This window comes from Thermopirellula anaerolimosa, assembly GCF_054657335.1.
Window position 1 is genome coordinate 814,162 of record NZ_BAAHYX010000004.1, and the last position, 20,428, is coordinate 834,589.

Here is a 20,428-nt window from a genome sequence, read left to right on the forward strand (position 1 = left end):
ACCGCAACCCGGCCTACATACGATCCACCGTTTCGATTCCCAACAGTTGCAAGCCGCGGCGGAGAACTCGCCCCGTCACGTCGCACAAGAGCAATCGACCTGCGCGAACGTCCGGCGACGGAGCCTGGAGTACGGGGCACTCTTGGTAGAAGGTGGAGAAACGGTTGGATAGCTCGTACAAATAGGCGGTAAGCTGATGCGGCCGATAGTCCTCCAAAACCAAGTCCACCGCCTCGGGAAAACGGAGGATCTCCAGGACCAGCGCCCGCTCCGCCGGATGCGTCAAGCGAATCTCCTGCCCGCTTACGCGCAAGGCCGCGATATCGACCTCGCCTTTGGCGAAGATATTTTGGATTCGGGCATAGGCGTACTGCATGTACGTTCCCGTGTTGCCCGTCATCGCCAGCATCTTGTCGTAGCTAAAGACGTAATCGCTGCTGCGATTTTGGGACAAGTCGGCGTACTTCAAGGCGCCGATGCCCACGACTTCGGCCACGCGGCGGCGTTCCTCGGGCGAGAGTTCAGCTCCCTGCGGCTTGGCGTCGTCATTGGCGGCGACGATCTCCGCCGCCCGGCGCACGGCCTCATCCAAGAGCGACTCCAAACCCACCGTATCGCCGGCACGGGTGCGGAACGGCCTGCCATCCTCGCCCAACACCGTACCGAAACTCACGTGCTCCAACGTCACGTCGCGGTAGCCCAACATCCGCGCGGCGGCGAAAAGCTGCCGAAAGTGCAAGCTTTGGCGATGATCGACCACGTACAGGATGGCGTCGGGGTGCCAGTTTTCCATCCGCCAACGCAACGTGGCCAAATCGGTCGAGGCATAGAGAAACGCCCCGTCCTGCTTCCGGATGATCATGGGGGCGGAGAGGTCATCGAAGAAGATGCAGACGGCGCCGTCGCTGACACGGGCAATTCCACGCCGCAATAGCTCCTCAGTCAGGCCCGGCAATTGATCGTGATAGAAACTCTCGCCCAGGGTGTGATCGAACGAAATGCCCAGTCGTCGATAGATGCGTTCCATTTCATCGCGACTGTGCGGCAAGAATTCCCGCCACAACCTGAGATTCTCCGGATCGCCCGCATGGAGTTTCGCCGTTTCGGCCAACACGGCCTTGCCGATATCCGGGTGCGCGGCGGCCCACGCGGACCACTGGGGGTCTTGCTCCACCTCTTCGAGCAAAGCCCTTGCGGCTTGCAAGTCTCGCTCGGCGTCGGCCAGCGCAACCTCCGCGCGCCGAAGTTCCTTCTCCCATTTAGCTCGACTTTTCTCGTCGGCGGCGGCCTGTTCGCGGAGTTCGCGCACCGCTGCGCGTCGCCGCTCGACTTCCGCTTCCCGGGCGGGCAGCGCCGCCCTGCCCTCGTGATAATCCATCAACCGCCGCACCACGCGGTAGATCCTCGCCAACTCGGCAACGGGATTACTGCGGTAGGCCTCCTCTTTCAGAAAGTGGCGGAAGCCGTAGAGGATCATTCCGAATTGCGTACCCCAATCCCCGATATGATTGTCGCTGATGACGCGGTGCCCGACGAATCTCAGGGTTCGGCACAGCGAGTCGCCGATGACCGTGGAGCGAATGTGGCCGACGTGCATGGGCTTGGCCACGTTCGGGGCCGAATAGTCGAGGACGAACGTCCGCGGTTTCTCCAATAAGGGCACACCCAATCGCTCATCGTGGATTAGGGCATTCACGCGGCGGGCCAGGTAGTCGTTCTTCAAGCGTAGATTGATGAAGCCCGGCCCAGCCAAATCCGGCGGTTCCGCCAAGTCCGCCACGTCCAACCGAGCCACGATTCGGGCGGCCAAGTCGCGCGGCTTGGTGCCCAATCGCTTGGCCAGCGGCATGGCCAAATCGGCCTGATAATCGCCGAAGCGTTCATTCTGGCTGCGATGGATGAGAGCCAAATACTCCGCCGTGGAATCCGCCAGGCCGCTCAGCGCTGCTTCGAATCGGGCGCGAAGTTCGCCCAAAACACTCTTGCCTCCGGACACGCCGCACTCCTTTAAGGCATTGGGGGGGATGACGGTGATGATGGAGAGAAGTCCACGCGCCGGGCGTCGGCCCAGAGGTCTTCCAGGGCGTAATAGGCCCGCAATTCCGGATCGAACAAATGCACCACGACGTCGCCGTAATCCAGGAGAATCCAGCGGCTGTCGCCGACCCCTTCCAGGCCGATTCGCTTGGCGCCTTCACGTTTGGTTAGGACGTCGTCGATGTTTTCACTCATGGAGTGGAGTTGCCGACGACTGGATCCGGAGACGATCACGAAGTAATCGAAGAACCCGGTCTGTTCCCGCATGTCGAGGATGACGATATCCCGACCTTTCAGCTCCGCCGCCGTTTCCGCCGCCGCCAATGCCCGCCGCAGCGATGCCGTCCCGGCATCGCCCTCGTGAGACACCCTTTCCGCGAAACTCACCCGGCCGAACTCCTTCTTGAATGAAAACTTGCCATCAAGCGCCGATCTTGCTCAAGGCTTACGCACGTCGGCAGCATGAAGTCCAACGCGACTCCTTCATTCTAGCCGCGGCGCACTACCCGGAACACGCGGGGCGGACCCTGCGGAGCTATAACCGCTGCACCATGGTGCCGCCTACCCGCCGCACCAAACGCCGCATCTCCAGCACGCTCAAGGTGGCCAGCACCTGGGAGGCAGCCAAGGCCGTCGTATCGATCACGCGGTCGATAGGCGTCGGATCGTCATCCAGGGCCTGTAAGATTTGTTGCTCGATGGGATTGAGCGTCAATTCGACCGGTTTTCTCACGACGGCGTCGCCTGTCTTGACCGGTCGGACCAACGGTCCCAATTGCGACAGAACATCCTCCGGCGTTTCCACCAGCGCGGCCCCGTCTCGCAACAACCGGTGGCACCCGCGGGCCTGCAAGTGATCGGCACGCCCCGGCACGGCAAAGACTTCCCGATTCTGCTCCATCGCATGCCGCGCCGTGATCAGCGCCCCGCTCTTTTCACCCGCCTCCACGACAATAACGCCCAAGCTCATACCGCTGATGATGCGGTTCCGTTGCGGGAATCGGCCCGCGTGAGGCGCCGCCCGAGGCGGAAACTCGCTCACCAAGGCCCCTCGCTGGAGAATATCTTCGGCCAGGTCGGCGTGCTCGGGTGGATAGACGTTGTCCACGCCGCTGCCGAGGACCGCCACGGTCCGTCCCCCGGCGGCCAAGGCCCCGCGGTGCGCGGCAGCGTCGATCCCGCGTGCCAAACCGCTGACCACGGTCAGGCCCGCGCGCGCCAAACCGCCGGCCAATCGTTCCGCCATGGTCAAGCCGTAGTGCGAGGCGTGCCGCGTGCCCACCATGGCAATCGCCAACTCGTCTTCCGGCTTGAGTTCCCCGCGAACGAACAAAAGGGGCGGCGGATCGGGAATTTCCCGCAGCAATCGCGGATAGCCGGGATGCTCATCCCAAAGCACGTCGATCCCGAGACGCACGCACTCGTCCAAGACGGCGGAGGCTTCCTCCATCGTGGGCGGACTGCGAATGCCGCGAATCAACCGGGGCCCGACGCCCGTGACCGCCGCCAAATCCTCATCCGATGCTTGAAAGACCTCCTCCGGAGAACCGAACCGCGCGACGAGCAGATGATAGGTTCGCGAACCGACGCCCGCCACCAGCGTCAACCGCACGACGGCCAATAGTCGCCTGCGGTAGGCATCATCGGAGAGAAAAGCCGGTTCCATTGCGTGCGTCCTGCCGTCCCTCGGGGCGCTCTCGGTAAGCCGCCCCGATCCCGACGCCTCGGAACCGGCAAGCGCGGCGGCGTGACCGATCTCAAGCGACCATTCTACGCACGGTGAGACGATTCCGAAAACGGTCGGATCCCTCACGCCGGAAACATTTCACCAACTAAGCCTTCGACCTCTTTCAACCATTCGGCCCGCTGCTCCGGACTGCTCATCACGATCGACTCGAAATTGCGACGGCGGAAATCGTGCAGGCCGCAAAAACCGAAAATGCAGTTCTTCCAAAGGTTCTCCAAGGGGTCCCCATACAACCGCAACTCATCGTCGCGCGGCGTGTTGGAGGTCGTTATCACCAATGCCTTTTTGCCCCGGAGGTACCCGACAACTCCCTCCGCTGAGATGTCGTAGGCCACGCCCTGACGGAACACGCGGTCCACCCAGCCTTTAAGGATGGCCGGCGGTTGCCCCCACCAGTTGGGGTGGACAATGACATAGCCGTCCGCCGCCGCCAATTCTTCGCAGTGTCGGCGTATCTCCGGCGGCACCTCGGCATTTTTGGGAATCTGTTCGTGAGGCAGGATCGGATCGAATCGCTCTGTATAAAGATCGTGATAGACCGTTTGGTGCCCGGCCCGTTGCAGTACCGACAGCGCAGTTTGGGCGATCGCGTCGCAAAAACTGCCCTGGCGCTGATGTCCCAGAATTACCAAAACATTCATGTTTCCCCCCTCAATTCTTGGTTGCCGGAGACGGCACACGCCTACCGCGTCGTCGGCGATTGAACCGCATTTTCTTCGTGGGCGGCGACCGGGCTGATAGCAACTTCAAGGCAACCGGCCGGGCGACGATGCAACGGCGGGGGCCTGCACTGCTGCGTCCTCGACGCAACGACGTCGGTTTTGGTCGACGCCCGGCGTAAAAGGGGGCACCTCCTCCCCCGCGGCGACAAACGCGTCGATCACCTCTTGGGGAATGCGGCAAGGCTTGCCCGTGGCATACGTCACGTAGGCCCAATGCGTTTCCGCTCGGGCCAGCAGCAGACCGTCCCCCGCACGGTAGATGCGGTACCGACGCACGGAGGTCACTTTCTTGAAGCTCGCCACCCAGGTCTGAACGACAATCTCATCTCCCGCCCGCGCCGGTTCCAGGTACTCGATGTAATGCGATCGCACGACCCACCCGCTCCCCACGACCAGATGTCGCCGACCCGGCCAGCCCTGGGCCTCGGAATGGGCGACGGCGGCGTCCTGAAGCCATCGGACGTAGACCACGTTGTTCGCGTGGCCCAACATGTCGATCTCGTCGCTCTCGACTCGGTGGCGATACAAAAAGACTTCCGGCATGCGTATTCGAATCCCCAATCCCTGCGCGGCAACGACCGCGCACAGTCCGGTGCGAAGGCGACCGGTCGGGCGTCATGCTCCCCGACTCGCTTGAACGACGGCGAGCGGCCGATCTTCAGCCTAACGCGGCGCTGACCCCGCCCGCGGCGGGAAGGTATGATAGTCTTACGTAATCCGCGACCATTCGGTGCGCGCTGAATCGCCAGGCCAAGGAACTTATGGAGTTCATCATGCGCCGGAGCCATTGCTGCGGCAGGCCGTTCTCGTCCACGTCGTAGAACATGGGAATGACCATGTTCTCGAGGACTTCGTAAAGGCTTTGGGCGTCCCGGGCATCGGTCACGTTCGGGTCCGAGTGGCTGGTTCCGGAACCGATAGCGAAACCATTCGCTCCGTCGTAGGCCTCCGCCCACCACCCGTCTAAGACCGACATATGCAAGGCCCCGTTGAGGACCGCCTTCTGCCCGCTCGTGCCGGAGGCCTCCAACGGTCGCCGCGGATTATTCAGCCACACGTCCACCCCTTGCACCATGTGCCGACACACGTTGATGTCGTAGTCCTCGATGAACACGATCCGATGGGCGAAGCGCGGATCCTTCCGCAGATTGGCGATCCTCTGGATCAACTCTTTACCGGGAACGTCCCGCGGGTGCGCCTTGCCCGCGAAAATGAACTGCACGGGCCGGTGCGGATCGTTCAGCAGACGATTCAACCGCTCCTCGTCGCTCAGCAGCAACGTCGCTCTCTTGTACGTGGCGAAACGCCTTCCGAAACCGATCGTCAACACCGTGGGGTCCAGAACGCTCCGCGCCATTTCGATCACATCGTCCGGTTCCTCGCGACGGCGGCATTGGCGACTGACGCGGCGGCGGACGAACGAAATAAGCTGCGTCTTCAAGGTCAGGTGCGTTTCCCACAATTCTCCGGGATCGACGCGGAAAATACCTTGCCAAACCTCCGGTTCACCCATCCGTTGATACCAGTCCGGCGAGAAATAGCGGTCGTAGAGCAGCTTCATTTGCCAGGCCAACCAACTGGGGATGTGCACGCCGTTGGTGATGTGCCCGATGGGAACTTCGTCCTCGATCCGCCAACTGTAGAGCCGCGACCACATATTGCGCGTGACGCGACCGTGCAGCGCGCTGACGGCGTTGGCCTTGTGCGAGCACTTCAGAGCCAGCACCGTCATGCAAAACGTCTCGCCGCCGTCGTTGGGATTGACTCGCCCCAAACCCATGAGCTGATCGTGAGAAATTCCCAGGGCGTCGCGTAGCGGTCCCAGATGCTCTTCGATCAAGCCGCCGTCGAAACGGTCGTGCCCGGCGGGCACGGGCGTGTGGGTGGTAAACACGGTGCTGTGAGCGGTTTCGCGAAAGGCATCGTGAAAGCTCAAACCGTCATCCATCATCCGCTCGCGCATCACCTCCAGCACGGCGAAGGCGCTGTGCCCTTCGTTGAGGTGATATACGCCCGGTTTGATGCCCACCGCCCGCAGCGCTCGAACGCCGCCCACGCCCGCCACCAATTCCTGGCGAATCCGCGTGCGATTGTCGCCGCCGTACAGTCGGCTGGTGAGATCGCGATCCTCGGGACTGTTGCCGTCCACGTCGGTGTCCAACAAATAAACGCTGACCCGGCCCACGCGCATCAGCCAAACCTTGGCTCGCAACACGCCGGTCCGCGTCTCGATCTGAACGACGATGGGGTTCCCTTCCTCGTCCGTCGCCAACTCCAAGGGAAGCTTCTCCACGCGGACGTCGATGTACTCCTCCTCCTGCCAACCCTCGTGATTGAGGTGCTGTTTGAAGTAGCCTTGGTCGTAAAACAATCCGACGGCCACCAACGGGACGCCCAAATCGCTGGCGCTTTTGCAATGGTCGCCCGAAAGCACGCCCAGACCGCCGGAGTAAATCGGCACCGATTCGTGAATGCCGTATTCCAAGGAGAAGTACGCAACCGGCTTCGACCCCAGGACCCCCGCGTGCGTCCTGGCCCAAAGCGGTCGCTCGCTCAGGTATTCCTTCAATCGCCGATACGCCTGGTTGATGCGACTGTGCAGCGAAAGTTCGGAAATGCGAATATCCAAACGCTCGGGCGTGATTTCGGATAGCAAAGCAACGGGGTTGTGATCCAATTGCCGCCAACGAATCGGGTCCAGTTCCCGAAACAAATTGATCACGTCGGGCTGCCAGGTCCACCACAGATTCCGCGCCAAGGTCAGACATTTCTGGTACATCGTCTCAGCGGAAAGCGAGGTCGATATACCCTGTGCACCCGTCTTGGACGCCAAAGTTTCCATGGGACCCATCATCCTTATGCTCCTGTCTTTCTGCCGCTTGCAAGGAACCCAGCGGAGAGGACCTGATATGTCTGATTGTTACGGCGATCGTTGCTTGCGTGAACGACGTGATTCTATCATATCAACAGGCACTCCCCATAGGTGGGGAGACCCAAAACATGAAAGCATCTTGGGATTGTACGAAAAAGCAGGCGGAAACTCTATACGGGAAGAGGCGAATCTACGCCGGTCTCCGGTGACATAATCCAGACGCCGGCATCTTGCCGTAAGGTTCGGACCGTATCGGGTCCCGCAACGACGCCACAGAGAGGGGGCGGAGCGCAGCGGATCGCGGAATGCCGCGCCGTCATTATGACGCGAAAGCGGGGGCTGTTTTGGACACGGTCGGGACGGCATCTTCATGCTACACACGCAAGCCGCGCCGTAGTCGAATCAGCTCGCGGATGAAGGAAGCCGTCCGTTCTGGAGGCGAGATTACTGCCGCAAAAGTGCGAGGACGGCCTGCGGGTTCTGATTCGCGATGGATAGTACCGACACGCCGGACTGAACCAAGATTTGGGCCCGAGTCAACGCCGCGCTTTCCGCCGCGAAGTCGGCGTCGCGGATGGCGCTCTCCGCCGCAGTCAGATTCTCGAGGGCGTCGTTCAAGGAGTTGATGTTGGTCTCGACTGTGGTACGCTGGAACGCTCCCAACCGCCCTCGAAGCGTCGTGATCTGGGCGATCACCTCCTCGACGACGGCGGCCGCGCCATTGACGTCGCCGGTCAGGGATTTCGGTCCGCCGGAACGCAATTCGAACAGTCGCCCCGCCACGCCGCCCAATTTCGCGGTATTCACGCTCTGAACACCCAGTCGGGCCTGCTGATTGGAAACGACGTCCGGACCCAATTGGAACTGGGCGCCGCCGCCGACGATGCGGAAACTCGTCGTGACGCCGTCGGTCAGCGTTTCGAAGATCGAAAACGTCAGGTCCAGGGCCGCTGTGTTGATGGATGCCTGCAAGCCCTTTCCCACGGCCCGAATTCCATTGACGAGAACGTCCACGTCGGTCCCGGCGTTGCGAGTCGTCACATGATTGTCTTGATCGGTAACGGTGAAACTCGTCCCGTTGAGTGCCCGCACCGAAACGAACGCGTCGGACCCGTACTCATTCGCCTTGAAAACGAGTCCGGTCGTGGCGGAATCGCTGTTGCCCAGCAAGGCGGCGCCCCACTGGCTGCCGGCGTCCACGACGCCGCCGGAGAGTTCGGCGTAGTCGGAGATCGTCACCGCCGCGGCGCCGGTACCGCCGGTGCCTACGTCCGCCGTGAACAAGGCCGAGGCCACGGCGTCGTTGTTGATGGCCGCGATCACCTGGTTGGCCGTGCTCACGCCCGACTGGATGCCCACCGTTAGGGTCTTCGTGGCGGCATCCCAGGTCACCGTCTCGGAACCGGCCGTGGCCGTGTCCTCGAAGACCAACCGCACGCCGTTGTAGTCGGCGCCGGGTTGCACCGCCGTCAGCTTCACCCGCGCGTTGGTGCCGTTCACGGCGTAGGTCGTGCCGGAGGCCTGCGCGTCTTGCAGTTGCGTCCCCGCCGTGGCAAAGGCCAGATCGCTCGTCGTGGGCGCCAACAGGCCGGTGCCGTCGCTCCCCTCGGCGTTGCTCACGCTGATGCCCAAGGGGGCCAGGGCCGCCGCGTTGGCCGGATCGTTGAAGTAGTTGATCAGGTCCTGGGCCGTGGTCGTGACCACGCCGTCGGCGGTGGTGGCCAAGTGCACCAGGATCGTGCCCTCGCTGACCACGCCGCCCGAGGTGGTGGCCAAGGTGCCGGTCATCGAGGCGGCGATGGTGCCCGTCCCGTCGCTGGTGCCGAAGTGCTCGGCGCGGAAGAACTTGCCGGCATAGCTGTCGTTATTGAGCAGGTTCACCACCTGCGCCGCCGTCACGCCGCCCGTGATGTTCACATTGAACGTGAGGGTCTTCCCTTCGGCGTCCCAGACCACGGTGTTGTCCGTGCTGTCGTTGAAAACGATGTTGACGCCGTCGTAATCCTCTCCCTTGAAGCGGGAGGTGATCTGGAACGTACTGTTGGCGTTGACGCCCTGCACCAGGGCCGAGGCGAACCCGGTGACCTGCGGATCGGTGGCCAGATCGACGCTCAAGGCCTCGCCCGGCGTGGAGACGAAGCGGATGTTGCGCGAGCCTTGCGGACCGAGGAATTGGAGGCGATTGTTGGCCTCGGCGGTGCCGTAGTAGGCGTATTCCTGGAAATCGCCGACCACGCCGTAGCCGTTGTTGCCGGCGGCCAGCGAGGCGGTGACCACGGCGGAGGCGGCCGAGGAATTGATGGCCGCGACCACGTCGTTGGCGGTGGCGATCACGTCGCCGCCGGTGACGCCGCCGGAGGTGGTGAAGCCGGCCCAGGCCGCGTCGCCGTTGGTCAGGGTGCCGGACCCGTCGGACTCGCCCACGTTCGCGGCGGTGAACAAGGCCGAGATCGCGGCGTCGTTGTTGATGGCGTTGACCAGGTCGTTGGCCGTGGTCGTGCCGCTATTGATGCCGATATTCAAGACCTTGGTGGCGTGGTTGTAGCTGAGCGTGATCGCGCCGCCGGTGTCGGTCACGTTGAGCGTGACGCCGTTGAATTCCTCGCCCTTGATGTTGGCGGTGAGGCTGATGGCGTTGTCGGTGCCGGCGGGGTCGACCTGGCCCGAGGCCGCGACCCATTGCCGCGTGCCGAGTTGAACCTCGAGCAAGGCAGGCTGCGTCCCCGTAGCGGCGGTGTACGTCGCGGTCGTGGCCGCGGAGGAGCTTTTGACGTATTTCACGCGGATGTCGCCGGCAGCCTGACCCGCCTGATTGGCCGTGATCACCACGTCGTTATCCAAGCCGAAGCTGGACGTGGTCAGTGCGCCCTGCGTCGCCTCTTGTTGAACCTCGGCCATCACTCCGGTCGCGTCGGCTACCAGGTTGATGGCCCTCGCCATATCCTCGACCTTGCTCCCGGCGGCGAAGCTGAAGGCCTCGAATCCCTGTTTCCCGCCGACCTCCAAGACCACATTATCTGCGACGGCCCCGAAGCCGTACCTTAGCTGTGCACGGGTTGCCTGCCGCACTACCGTGACGTTGACGCCGATTTCGTTATTGGAGCCGAAATTGGCTTGGTCGATTTGAAGGTCCTTCAAAACGTTGGGATCTAATCCCTCCGTCACGAAGTCCAGACTGCCGTCCAGCAAACGCCGCCCTTGGAATTGGGTGACCTGGGCGATGCGGTCGATGGCCTCGAGCGAGGAGTCGATCTGCAACTGATTGGCCTGAATCTGCTCCGCCGACATCGCCCCCTTGTTGGCGGCCTCGGAGACCAGCCCGCGAATGTCGTTCAGCAGGGAACTGACCTGACCCAAGGCGCTGTCCGCCGTGGCGATCATCTGATTGGCGCGTTGACTATTCGTAATCGCCCGTTGAATGCTGGTAATGTCGCTGCGAAGGGCTTCGCTGGCGATCAAACCCGCCGGGTCGTCCTTGCCGGTATTGATCCGTAGGCCGGTGCTGAGTCGCGTCAACGCCTCCTGCAATTGGGCCTGAGACCGCGCCAACGTCTTTTGAGCAGTAAGGGAGCTGACGTTTGTATTGATTCGGGTCATAGTGGAACGATCCTTCCTTCGATGCCCGTACCCTCGCGTCGATCGCCGTATCGGCTACCGACGACCGAAACCGATTTCACCCAAACGGAGAGGGTTATGGCGTGGATTCCGGTCCGGATTCCCCGACGCCGTAATCATGCCGCCATGCGTTTTCGCGCTTGTGCAGCCCGAAACCGCCCTCGGCTGGAGGAAACGGAACGCGTGCACACAACACCTGCTTACGGTTTTATCGAAAAGAAGCGAAGGTAAGATTGAGCACAATCATCCGGGTTTGCCGATATTTCCGATCATTTGCCGGTCATTTTGAGAAAAGGGGCAAACCAAGAAAGAGGTGACGGCGCATTCCTTCGGCCGAGCGTCCCTACAAGAGAGGACTCAAAAGTTTCGCCAAATTGATCCAAAGACGGCGAGGCCAATGAAGGTCGGGGAGAGCGTCCTCCCTCAAAAGTTGAGACGAGGCGAGATACCGCTCTTGCAGGCGGACCAGTTCCGCCACGGCGGCGGGAGAGTACAGAAGCAGGTTCAGCTCAAAGTTCAGCAGAAACGATCGGATGTCGTAGTTGGCGGAACCGAAGATCGCCAGTCGGCCATCAATCGTGGTCGTCTTGGCATGCAGCAGCCCCGGCAAAAAGTAATGGACGTTCACGCCGTCGCGGGCCAGTCGGGAATAGTAAAAGGCTGCGGCGGCATCCACCACGGGGTGATCACTCTGCTTGGGAATCAGCAAATCCACGCGAACGCCCCGGTAGGCCGCCAGTCGCAGGGCCATCATCAGGGGTTCATCCGGAATGAAGTACGGCGTGGTCAGAATGATTCGTTCTCGGGCCAGGAACACCGCCTTAACGAAAATGTCTTGAAACAGTTCGCCCGGCATGTCCGGCCCGCTGGGCAGCACCTGAAGCACCGAGTCGCCGCCGGCATCCGGCGGGGGAAAGTAGCGCGGCAGATCCAACCACTCGCCTGTCTCGTGGAACCAGTCTTCCAAGAACAATAATTGCAGGTGATGAACTGCCGGACCGACAATCCGCGCTGTGGCGTCGTGCCAACGTCCGGCCTTCTTGTGTCCGTACGACGGTTCCACGATATTCTGCGAGCCTGTGTACGCTACGCGACCGTCGATCACCGCCAACTTGCGGTGATTTCGCAGGTCCAATCGGGCGAAGGGAATGCGATACAGTCGCACGGGCAAGGCGGGCAGCAGTTGCACCCCGTGTCGGTGAAGTTCCGCCCCCAACCCCCGGAACATTCGCCGCGACCCTACGGCATCCACGAGGACCCGGCAGACTACCCCGCGTTTTGCGGCCCGAATGAGTGCATCGCCCACCCGCCGCCCCAAATAGTCGTCCCGAAAGATGAAGAACAGCAGATGCACATGGTCTTGCGCCGCGTCGATTTCGGCGACAAGACGATCGACCATCAATTCGGCGTCGCACAAGAACGCCACCTGATTGCCCGACGAGACCGGCCAACCCGTGAATCGCTCCACAAGCGACACCATCGGTTCAAGGTCGTCCGGGATGAGCGGAGCTTCCATCGACAACTCTTGGGACCGGAAACCAATGGAACCGTCGTCGTCCTCGACAACGGCGACTCCCGTGCTTCCCGCCGCCGGGACGGTCAATGTCCGTCGTCGGGTCCGCAAATCGGCGAAGCGACTTCGCCGCTGCTTTACCCGTCTGCGCCCCAGGCGGTTCTCTCCGATCAGCAGGTAAACGACCAGTCCCGGCCAAGGAAGAAACGAGACCACGGCCAACCAGGCCAAACAGGTACTGGGACGCGTCTTGCGCAGGACGATGACCGGCAGCATGATCAATCGGATCAGCCACTCGCTCGCCATCCAAAAGAACGTCCAACCGCCCCAATCCATAAGAGTTCGTCCGGATTGTCCTAAGCGGTACGCGGCGGGGGTGTCATGACGTCGAGACGGTTCGCCTAACCGGAATTCGCGACGGTTCAATTGCCGTTTGAAGAACGCCCGCCGCCATCTCTCCCTTTCGACTGCGGGTTGTCCTCTTTTCCGGCACTCGATTCGGATGAAAGCTCGGACGGCATCTCGGGCAGCGTTACAAGGACCCGCTCGGGCGGGGCGTAATTGGGCCAATCCTTGCGGTCGTTGGTCCTGAAGGTTCGATCCGGACTTAAAGCCGCTCCCTTAACGCGAATACCCAATGGGCCGACGTTTTCCGGAAGGCAGGTCTCTGCGTCCGCGCGACCTCCGCCAATCCCCCCCGACACATCTACGACGTCCTCACCACGGTTCGAACCGAGATCCTGCGACGGCGTCTCTTCGGACCGATTTGGGGCACATCCGATCAGAAATACCCCCGTCACCACGACAGTCGCAATCCAAACCGGAACCAACAACTGACGCATCACGCGATTACCCATCCTCGCCCCAAAGAAGTCCCGTCGATGTCTCCACAAGTCGGTTGCGACGAACGCCCCCTCTTTCTAGAGGCTCTTGGTTAATCTCGCGGTCGACTACGAGGCCGCCCTTCCGGAGTCGATCAAGTCCGACCGACTTGAGTTTAACCCAAGAACAGCCACACCGCGGCTAGTCCCGCCAGGAAAAGGATAAGGGTGTCGAACACTCGTTGTGAAAATCGATGGAAAGCCCACCGCCCAAGAATCACACCCACGACCGTCATGGGGATGCCGAACAAGGCGAACGTCAGCGTTTCCCGAGTAATCATCCCTTCGAAAGTATAGGGCACCACCTTGATAAGGTTAACGGTAAAGAAGAAAACCGCACACGTGCCCATGAAGCGGTCTTTGGGCAACTCTTGACTGAGCAAATAAAGGGTCATGACAGGACCGGCGGCGTTACCCGCCATCGTCCCGAAACCGGCCAATACCCCCACGCCCGAGGTAAATGCCCAACCGTGCGGAACTTGATCGGAATTGAAACGACGGCGTACCAACTCGGCGACGAACATGAGGGCGACAAGCACCCCCAGCACCGGCCTGAGTTCATTTCCCTCAACCAGGTGCAAAACGCCGAATCCGATCGCCAGTCCTACCGAAACGGCGGGGAATAGACGCCACAAACGCGACCACGAAGTATGCCGCCAATAGCAAGACACGGCCACGACGTCGCCGACCAGCAGAATCGGCAACATGGCACCGACGGAAAGCTCGGCGTTATGCCGAAAGGCCTGCGCCATCAACGCCACCGCCAGCACCGAGGTGCCGGGCATTCCGGTCTTCGCGAACCCCATGCAGACAGCAGCGAGTCCGCCGAAGAGGTAGAACATCCATTCCGGTGGCATGAAACCGCCCCACAGCATCAACTGCCAGCCATGGCCTGAGCGAGAATTTGGGCGGTACTTTCGCGCATAATTCGCGGGTCCACGGGGCGATTCTCGCGTAGCGCAGCCCGAATCTCCTTGCCGGAGATCGAAACCGGCTTTTCGTTCGGGTGATTCTCCATCAAGTCGACCCGTCCCACGGATTCATAGTAGGCCGCGAAGCCCACGCACAACGGACGAATCTTCAAATCCCCCTTCAGGTTCTCAAAGATATGCTGAGCGTCGAAGTCCCCCCAGATCGGCGTGCCGTCGTGGTAAGGGGCATCGGCATGCTTTCGCCCGATGATGATGTCGGTAAACCCGAAATTTTGCCGATAGATGGCGTGCATCACCGCCTCTTTCGGCCCGGCGTAGAACATCTTGATATCCAATCCCAAAAGGATCACGCGATCCGGAACGGACTCGTTCCGCGGTCCCCAGAGCGCCGGGTCGCTGTCGCCGTCGCCGAGTGCCCGCCGCGAAATGAGCGCCTCGTACGTTTGCATCCGAACCTCGGCAGGGACGTCGTCCCCCTTCGTCTCGCCGATGAGGGGATTCAAGCAAGCGCCTGCGTTGTAACCCTGTCGCAAAAGCTGCTCCAACCCATAAACCAAAGCGTATTCGTGAGCACGGTGGAGGGGGTTCCGAGTCTGGAATGCGACGACGCGCTCCCAGCCTTTACTGCGCAGCAGTTCGCGGACTTCGCTCGGTCGAAGAACATACTTGCCGAACCGGGAATGCTTGGGTTGCGGCAAGACCCGGATTTCGCCGCCGATCAGGTAATCCTTGTCAGCGTCACCTTTGAGGACCATATCACCGCCCGGGTGATCGGTGCGCTCCGTCAGATACACTCGGGCAAGGTACTTCGACTTGTCCCACGGATAAACGTCCGTCACCTTGAGGATGGCGACCGCGTCGCCTCCATTCGGAGCGAGAGCCACTTCGTCGCCCGGTTGAATCGACTTGGCCAACTCCTTTGTGACGGGAAACGCAAGCGGAATCGTCCAGGCAAACAGCTTGCCCTGATACTCGATGACCGACTCGTCGAGAACCCGATCGTAGGTCTCGCGGTCCATGGGTCCGGTCAAAGGGCTGAGCGCACCGTCGCCGAAACGATACACCGTCGAAAGGTCGGCATCCGAAACCGGCACTCGAACCAGTTGTTTGGCTCGGGCGAGGAATGCTTCGCGCTCTTGTTCCGGAACAGTGCAATTGACGGGCTCCGCAAGACCGCCGTGGACCTCAATCAAGTCTGACATTAGGACCCTCAGAACTTCATTACGATTACATACAAACTCAACATTAACCACCCGACGACCGCTTATTTTACCTAGAACGGGCGGCGATTTCGATTCGGCAAACCGCGCACGGTTCCCCGCCTACTTCCGATGCACTCAACCGTGCATCCACATCCAGCGGAGGCCGGATGCCGAAAACCGCGACGCGACACGATAGGAGACGGCCCGAAAGAAACCGCATCGGCGGGTACCAAGTAGCGCCGGGACGGTGCAGACTAGCCCGCCTGGATAGCGGCGATCTTCACCCGCAAATAGATCTGGCGATGGCCGCGGCGGCGGCGATAATTCTTACGCCGACGAAACTTCTGAATGTAAACTTTGGGACCCATCACGGTTTCCACGACGTCGGCGGTGACTTCGGCGCCCTCCAGAACCGGATTGCCCAACCGCAAACCGTTGTCGTCACGAACTGCAAGGACTCGGGTAAACCGAATCTTTCGCGGTTCGGCCTCATCTCCCGTCGGAGTTACCGGCGACTCATCCGCGCGGTAGTCGATATCGAGGACTTGCCCCTCTTCAACCTTGTACTGTCGGCCGCCGTCTTCAATAATCGCGTACATATTTTCTTCCTCAAAAGGCTCGTTCCGGCCCCCCAACAAAAGGGCAAGCACTACGACCCGTCTTTCTCAATTTAGCCTCTGCGCCCCCGGCTTTCAGCCTGCGCGCGAAACACATCGCCCCTCCAGGGGGGAACTCACGCAGCCATCCGCTTCACGCTTTCTCCGCAAGAAAGTGATGACGGTCTTCGAAAACTTTCGAGAATCTTCATTTAACCCGGTCCGGGGACACTCTTCAAGGGCGTGCTCGACGCGAACCCTGCCCGTCCTTGGGGCCGTCTGCACCTGAATCGACCGTTGTGTTGGACGGAAGCGCGGCCGACTGTGTCAAGCATGGGACGCGAATATCGATCGCGATTCCGCCGCGAGATCGTCGCAAAGCAACGGATCACGCCAAGGAACATTCAGACGCGGCCTGTACCGCGGTTAACGGCTTTCTTCGGCGCCGGATTCCTTTTCTTCTTGACGCAAATCGTGAGATCGGTCGTCTCTTAGTTCGTCGCTCTCGGTCGCCGTACCGCCGTGCACGGGGGGCACTTGGTGCAAAAAGACCTCGCGGTGCGGGAAAGGGATTTGTATCCCCGCCTCGGCCAGCTTACGGGCAGCCTGTGCGTGCAACGAGTTGATCGCTGGAAGCCGATTCTCCAAGCTGGGCAGGTAGGCGAAAAGTTTGAAATTCAGCGAACTGTCCCCGAAGCCCGCAAAAAGTACCGCCGGTGGTATGTCCTTCGTCACGTAAGGGTTCTCTTCCGCCACCTGCGTGAGTATCTCGATGACTTGATCCGGATTGGTGCCGTAAGCGACTCCGACGGCGACCTCCACCCGGTTCACAGCATCCGAAAGCGTCCAATTGAGGATGCGTCCGGTGATCAAATCCTTGTTCGGAACGATCAACTCTTTCCGCTCGAAATTGAGCAACGTCGTGGCCCGAATGCGGATCCGCGATACGACGCCCGAGTATTCCCCCAGCGTCACCACATCGCCGACTCGGATAGGCCGTTCGAACAGCAGAATCAGCCCGGAAACGAAGTTGGCGAAGATTTCCTGCAACCCGAAACCCAATCCCACGCCCACTGCGGCTACAAGCCATTGAACCTGCGTCCATCCGATACCCAGGCGCCCGAAGGCCCAAATGATCGCCACAATCGTCACGCCGTATCCTGTCAGCGTGTCAATTGCATAACGAAGTCCGGTGTCACCGCGAATCTTGGGCGGCAAGGCGATTTCCATCAGGCCGGAGATGTTTTTCGCGGCCACGAATCCGGCAGCCAAAATCAATCCCGCCAACAGCATATCTCCCAAGGTGATGGCGCGTAACACCGGCACGTTCACCAACTCGGCCGCGCCATCCGCTGCCGTCTGGGATTGCTGGATGGATCCGGCGATATGCCAGAGCGTAACTTGCCGCAAAATACCCAGGGCCGGCAAGACATCGCCCCAAATCCACCCCAAAACAACCACCGCAATGACGATTTGCGCGGTAGAAAAAAGCTTCTGCGTCTGCAAGCCGATCAGCGTCAGGTCCGGTTCCGGTTCGGCCGGAATGGTCAACGGCCCGCCCTCCGCGCCTTCCGACGCGACCGGAGCGGAGGCCGTTCGCCGCCAACGATCGAGGGCCAGTCTTCGCTTACGGACCAGCGTCCAGCGAGAAAAGAGGCCGCCCGCTACGCCCAGCACGACGGGAACCAGCAGGGTGTTTCGCAATCGCTCGGCCAATTGCATGGCGGTATAGTGATAACCTGCCAAGGACGCCGCCCCCAAAAACGCTATCGACAGCACCGCGATCGCGAACAATCCCACCCGAGAGCGATAGATCCAGATTTTCGTATTCACCGCCCCCACCGCACGAATGAACTTGCCGCGAGGATGCAGCAAAAGCCCCAACATCACTGCGTACAAGACCAAGAGGGCCGCGAACAGCAAACGTCCCGGTCCGTTCTGCCAACGATCGTCGCCCGCCGCTTGCACCGCCCGCCAAAGAAAGACCAGGATGGTTCCCAAGGGCACGAACCAGCGAAGTCTTCGATAGACCCAGCGGGTCGCGTCCTCGGGCCAGCCGAAATGGGCTTCGGCCAATCCCTGACCGCGGCAGAGATGTCGAATCCAATCGAATAGGTAATAGAACAAGCCCGCGTAGCCGAGGCCCACGGCGGTCGGCCAGGCCGTCGGTACGACGAACGAAGGCGCCGCCAATCTCCAAGCCAAGAACCACAGCGGCAAGACGACCGGAAACGGCAAAAGACAGGTAATCACCAGCGCCTTCCACGTGGGAAGAAACCCGCGGTAGGTGCTGCCCGCCGCCTGCTTGCCCGCCTCTCGCAACTTTGCCCGCAACGGTCGGTAGACCAAAAGCAGCAGGAGATAAACACTCACCGCCGCGGCCCAAAGCCCGACGCGGCCGACGACATCCGCCAGCAAGACACCCAGCAAGTCTTGAGCGGAATCCGGCCCCAGCAGCAAACGCACCACTCCCAGGGTCAAACGGAACTGTTCCACAAAGCGTTCCGTAACTGCCGGCGCGCTGCGAATCCACAAAATATGCTCATCAATGAACGAGGTGTATTCTCCCGCCCGGCGGATGATGCTTTGCTGGACGTTATCCAGCTCCACAAGATCGTCCAGGTAGTCTTGGTACAACCGCAACTGTTCTTCGATCAAACGATATTGCTCTTGCACCAATTCGTCGATCAGCGGCCACCACCGCAGTCGCAAGTCGTAGTCGGCGTCGGAGGGTATCCGATTCCGCCACTGCTCGACGGTCTGCTCGATCGGCGGCAGCGCGGCGTGATTCTCGCTCAATTCGATCGTCTTCCACTGTATCTTGCGTATTTCCTCCTGACGGTCGGCTATCTGCTTTCGCAACGCCCTAACGTCCGGGAGCGATGCCTTTTGCGCTTGCAACCAGACGCCCAAAGCGCCCGTCAACCCGACTTGCGTCATCCGCTCCTTGGCAGTGTCGAACCGGCGACGGATATCATCCAGCGTGGCCCGAGCGGCGCTAAGTTGTTGCTCCGTTTTTTCGACTCGGGCGACCATGTCCCTCACATCGCTCGCCAGTTCGCGGTTCTTCAAGGCGGGACCACTCAACTGCGGCGGCAGTTCCGACAGGCGGTCCTTGCTCTTACTCAACGTCTCTTCCGCGACTTCCTTGCGACGCTTGGCCAGTTCCTCCTTCAAACGTCGCACCCACTCTTCCGCGGCGGCGTACTTTTGGGTGGTGACGCGCCGACGCAACGGCAACAACGTTTCATTGGCCCGATCGTAAAACAACACTTCCTTTTGCCGGGCATCGATCTCTGCGGCGGCGGCCTCGATTTGAGCCTGGCGCAGCCAGCGTTGGGCCTGAGTCAGCGCGGCCGGACTATCCGAGGCGGGCGGTTGAGCCAGTTGCTCCCGCGCCGTTTGCATCTTCTTCTGGGCAGCCTCGATCAAGGCCGGCGTGTCGCGCTTCACCGCCGCGCGTCGGGGTCCTTCCATCTCCACGGCGTCGCGAGCGGCACCGGCCTCCGCGAGTGCCGCCTCCGCCTTTTGCAGGAGCGATTCCAATTCGGTCGGCGACGCCTCCGACGGAATGTTTTGCGGCGGCGCACCAGTCGCCGCCAACTCCGCCTCCCAACGCTCGATCTCGCGGGGAAGTTGCTCCAGTTTCGCTTGAAACGTCGCCGCTTGAGCCCGAAACTGCGACGCCGCATCGAGTTCCTTCAGCGTTTGCTGGAGGGCTGCTTCCGCCTGCGCGCGTGCCGTCTCCGGCAACGACATATCGGCTCGCACCGTTTCCAGGAAAGTATTCACGCTTTCCGCGCTGAGCGTCACCGACGCCGTCGGGGCGACGGCCTCCGCCGACGGAGGCATGGGCAAAGGGAGGAGAGCGGGTTCCGCCGGGGTTTCGGCCGTATTCGCAGTCTCAGCCGCACCCGGCGAAGACGGCGCGGGCGCCACCGACTCGGCCATCGCCGCCGCATGGAAGCCCGATTGCACCGGCAGCACCCAACCGAGCAACCACCCGCAAATCGCGGCTCGCACAAACTTTATGGCAACATGATTCAACATGACACCTTCATTTCACGAGTATTTCACGAAAACTTGCATCGGCAGCCTCCGTCGCCGGGGTCTCCCGAAAAGCCCCCGTACATCGGTTCCACGAAGCCGCTTGATTATACCCCCGCGACTCATCCGCACGAACGCCGAATCATCGGTCCATCCATCCGATCCACCCTTCGACCCCAAATCGAGGGACCCGGCGGCCTACCCTCGCGACACTGAGCCATACGCGCTATAATTCCCACGATTCGCCCGCCTTTTCCAAAGTGC

12 protein-coding genes and 1 pseudogene are annotated in these 20,428 nt (G+C 61.2%); all 13 read right to left on the reverse strand.

The window, feature by feature from the left end:
- Positions 1 to 13: 13 nt before the first annotated feature.
- Complete coding sequence (gene argS, locus ACYQ6J_RS03720; protein WP_460182853.1) at positions 14 to 1,996, reverse strand: arginine--tRNA ligase; 1,983 nt, start codon at positions 1,994 to 1,996, stop codon at positions 14 to 16.
- 11 nt (positions 1,997 to 2,007) lie between these two features.
- On the reverse strand, positions 2,008 to 2,424 hold the full coding sequence (gene rsfS / locus ACYQ6J_RS03725) for a ribosome silencing factor (RefSeq protein WP_460182854.1): 417 nt from the start codon (positions 2,422 to 2,424) through the stop codon (positions 2,008 to 2,010).
- A gap of 148 nt (positions 2,425 to 2,572) precedes the next feature.
- Complete coding sequence (dprA, locus tag ACYQ6J_RS03730) at positions 2,573 to 3,703, reverse strand: DNA-processing protein DprA (RefSeq protein ID WP_460182855.1); 1,131 nt, start codon at positions 3,701 to 3,703, stop codon at positions 2,573 to 2,575.
- Positions 3,704 to 3,846: 143 nt separating this feature from the next.
- On the reverse strand, positions 3,847 to 4,425 hold the full coding sequence (locus ACYQ6J_RS03735; RefSeq protein ID WP_460182856.1) for an NAD(P)H-dependent oxidoreductase: 579 nt from the start codon (positions 4,423 to 4,425) through the stop codon (positions 3,847 to 3,849).
- Between the two features lie 105 nt (positions 4,426 to 4,530).
- A complete protein-coding gene (locus ACYQ6J_RS03740) occupies positions 4,531 to 5,049 on the reverse strand; it encodes an acyl-CoA thioesterase (protein ID WP_460182857.1) in 519 nt (172 codons plus the stop codon).
- A 115-nt stretch (positions 5,050 to 5,164) separates the two neighbouring features.
- A complete protein-coding gene (gene glgP / locus ACYQ6J_RS03745) occupies positions 5,165 to 7,360 on the reverse strand; it encodes an alpha-glucan family phosphorylase (protein ID WP_460182858.1) in 2,196 nt (731 codons plus the stop codon).
- Between the two features lie 462 nt (positions 7,361 to 7,822).
- A complete protein-coding gene (locus ACYQ6J_RS03750) occupies positions 7,823 to 10,318 on the reverse strand; it encodes a flagellin (protein ID WP_460183304.1) in 2,496 nt (831 codons plus the stop codon).
- A gap of 102 nt (positions 10,319 to 10,420) precedes the next feature.
- Positions 10,421 to 10,975, reverse strand: a pseudogene (locus ACYQ6J_RS03755) (flagellin); the annotation flags it as partial.
- Positions 10,976 to 11,336: 361 nt separating this feature from the next.
- Complete coding sequence (gene cls, locus ACYQ6J_RS03760; RefSeq protein WP_460182859.1) at positions 11,337 to 12,842, reverse strand: cardiolipin synthase; 1,506 nt, start codon at positions 12,840 to 12,842, stop codon at positions 11,337 to 11,339.
- A 661-nt stretch (positions 12,843 to 13,503) separates the two neighbouring features.
- Positions 13,504 to 14,244, reverse strand: a complete 741-nt coding sequence (locus ACYQ6J_RS03765) for a sulfite exporter TauE/SafE family protein (RefSeq protein WP_460182860.1) — start codon at positions 14,242 to 14,244, stop codon at positions 13,504 to 13,506.
- Between the two features lie 17 nt (positions 14,245 to 14,261).
- The gene (locus tag ACYQ6J_RS03770; RefSeq protein ID WP_460182861.1) at positions 14,262 to 15,521 is read right to left on the reverse strand and encodes a hypothetical protein; all 1,260 of its coding nucleotides are present in this window, start codon (positions 15,519 to 15,521) and stop codon (positions 14,262 to 14,264) included.
- 254 nt (positions 15,522 to 15,775) lie between these two features.
- Positions 15,776 to 16,120, reverse strand: a complete 345-nt coding sequence (rplU, locus tag ACYQ6J_RS03775) for a 50S ribosomal protein L21 (RefSeq protein WP_460182862.1) — start codon at positions 16,118 to 16,120, stop codon at positions 15,776 to 15,778.
- 423 nt (positions 16,121 to 16,543) lie between these two features.
- On the reverse strand, positions 16,544 to 20,167 hold the full coding sequence (locus tag ACYQ6J_RS03780; RefSeq protein ID WP_460182863.1) for a mechanosensitive ion channel domain-containing protein: 3,624 nt from the start codon (positions 20,165 to 20,167) through the stop codon (positions 16,544 to 16,546).
- Between the last annotated feature and the right edge of the window lie 261 nt (positions 20,168 to 20,428).

Excerpts from the sequence above, each read along its gene's own strand:
- dprA (WP_460182855.1), bottom strand. The coding sequence starts at position 3,703 with ATGGAACCGGCTTTTCTCTCCGATGATGCCTACCGCAGGCGACTATTG.
- ACYQ6J_RS03735 (WP_460182856.1), bottom strand. The coding sequence starts at position 4,425 with ATGAATGTTTTGGTAATTCTGGGACATCAGCGCCAGGGCAGTTTTTGC.
- ACYQ6J_RS03740 (WP_460182857.1), bottom strand. The coding sequence starts at position 5,049 with ATGCCGGAAGTCTTTTTGTATCGCCACCGAGTCGAGAGCGACGAGATC.
- glgP (WP_460182858.1), bottom strand. The coding sequence starts at position 7,360 with ATGATGGGTCCCATGGAAACTTTGGCGTCCAAGACGGGTGCACAGGGT.
- ACYQ6J_RS03750 (WP_460183304.1), bottom strand. The coding sequence starts at position 10,318 with ATGGCGAGGGCCATCAACCTGGTAGCCGACGCGACCGGAGTGATGGCC.
- cls (WP_460182859.1), bottom strand. The coding sequence starts at position 12,842 with ATGGATTGGGGCGGTTGGACGTTCTTTTGGATGGCGAGCGAGTGGCTG.
- ACYQ6J_RS03765 (WP_460182860.1), bottom strand. The coding sequence starts at position 14,244 with ATGCCACCGGAATGGATGTTCTACCTCTTCGGCGGACTCGCTGCTGTC.
- ACYQ6J_RS03770 (WP_460182861.1), bottom strand. The coding sequence starts at position 15,521 with ATGTCAGACTTGATTGAGGTCCACGGCGGTCTTGCGGAGCCCGTCAAT.
- rplU (WP_460182862.1), bottom strand. The coding sequence starts at position 16,120 with ATGTACGCGATTATTGAAGACGGCGGCCGACAGTACAAGGTTGAAGAG.
- ACYQ6J_RS03780 (WP_460182863.1), bottom strand. The coding sequence starts at position 20,167 with ATGTTGAATCATGTTGCCATAAAGTTTGTGCGAGCCGCGATTTGCGGG.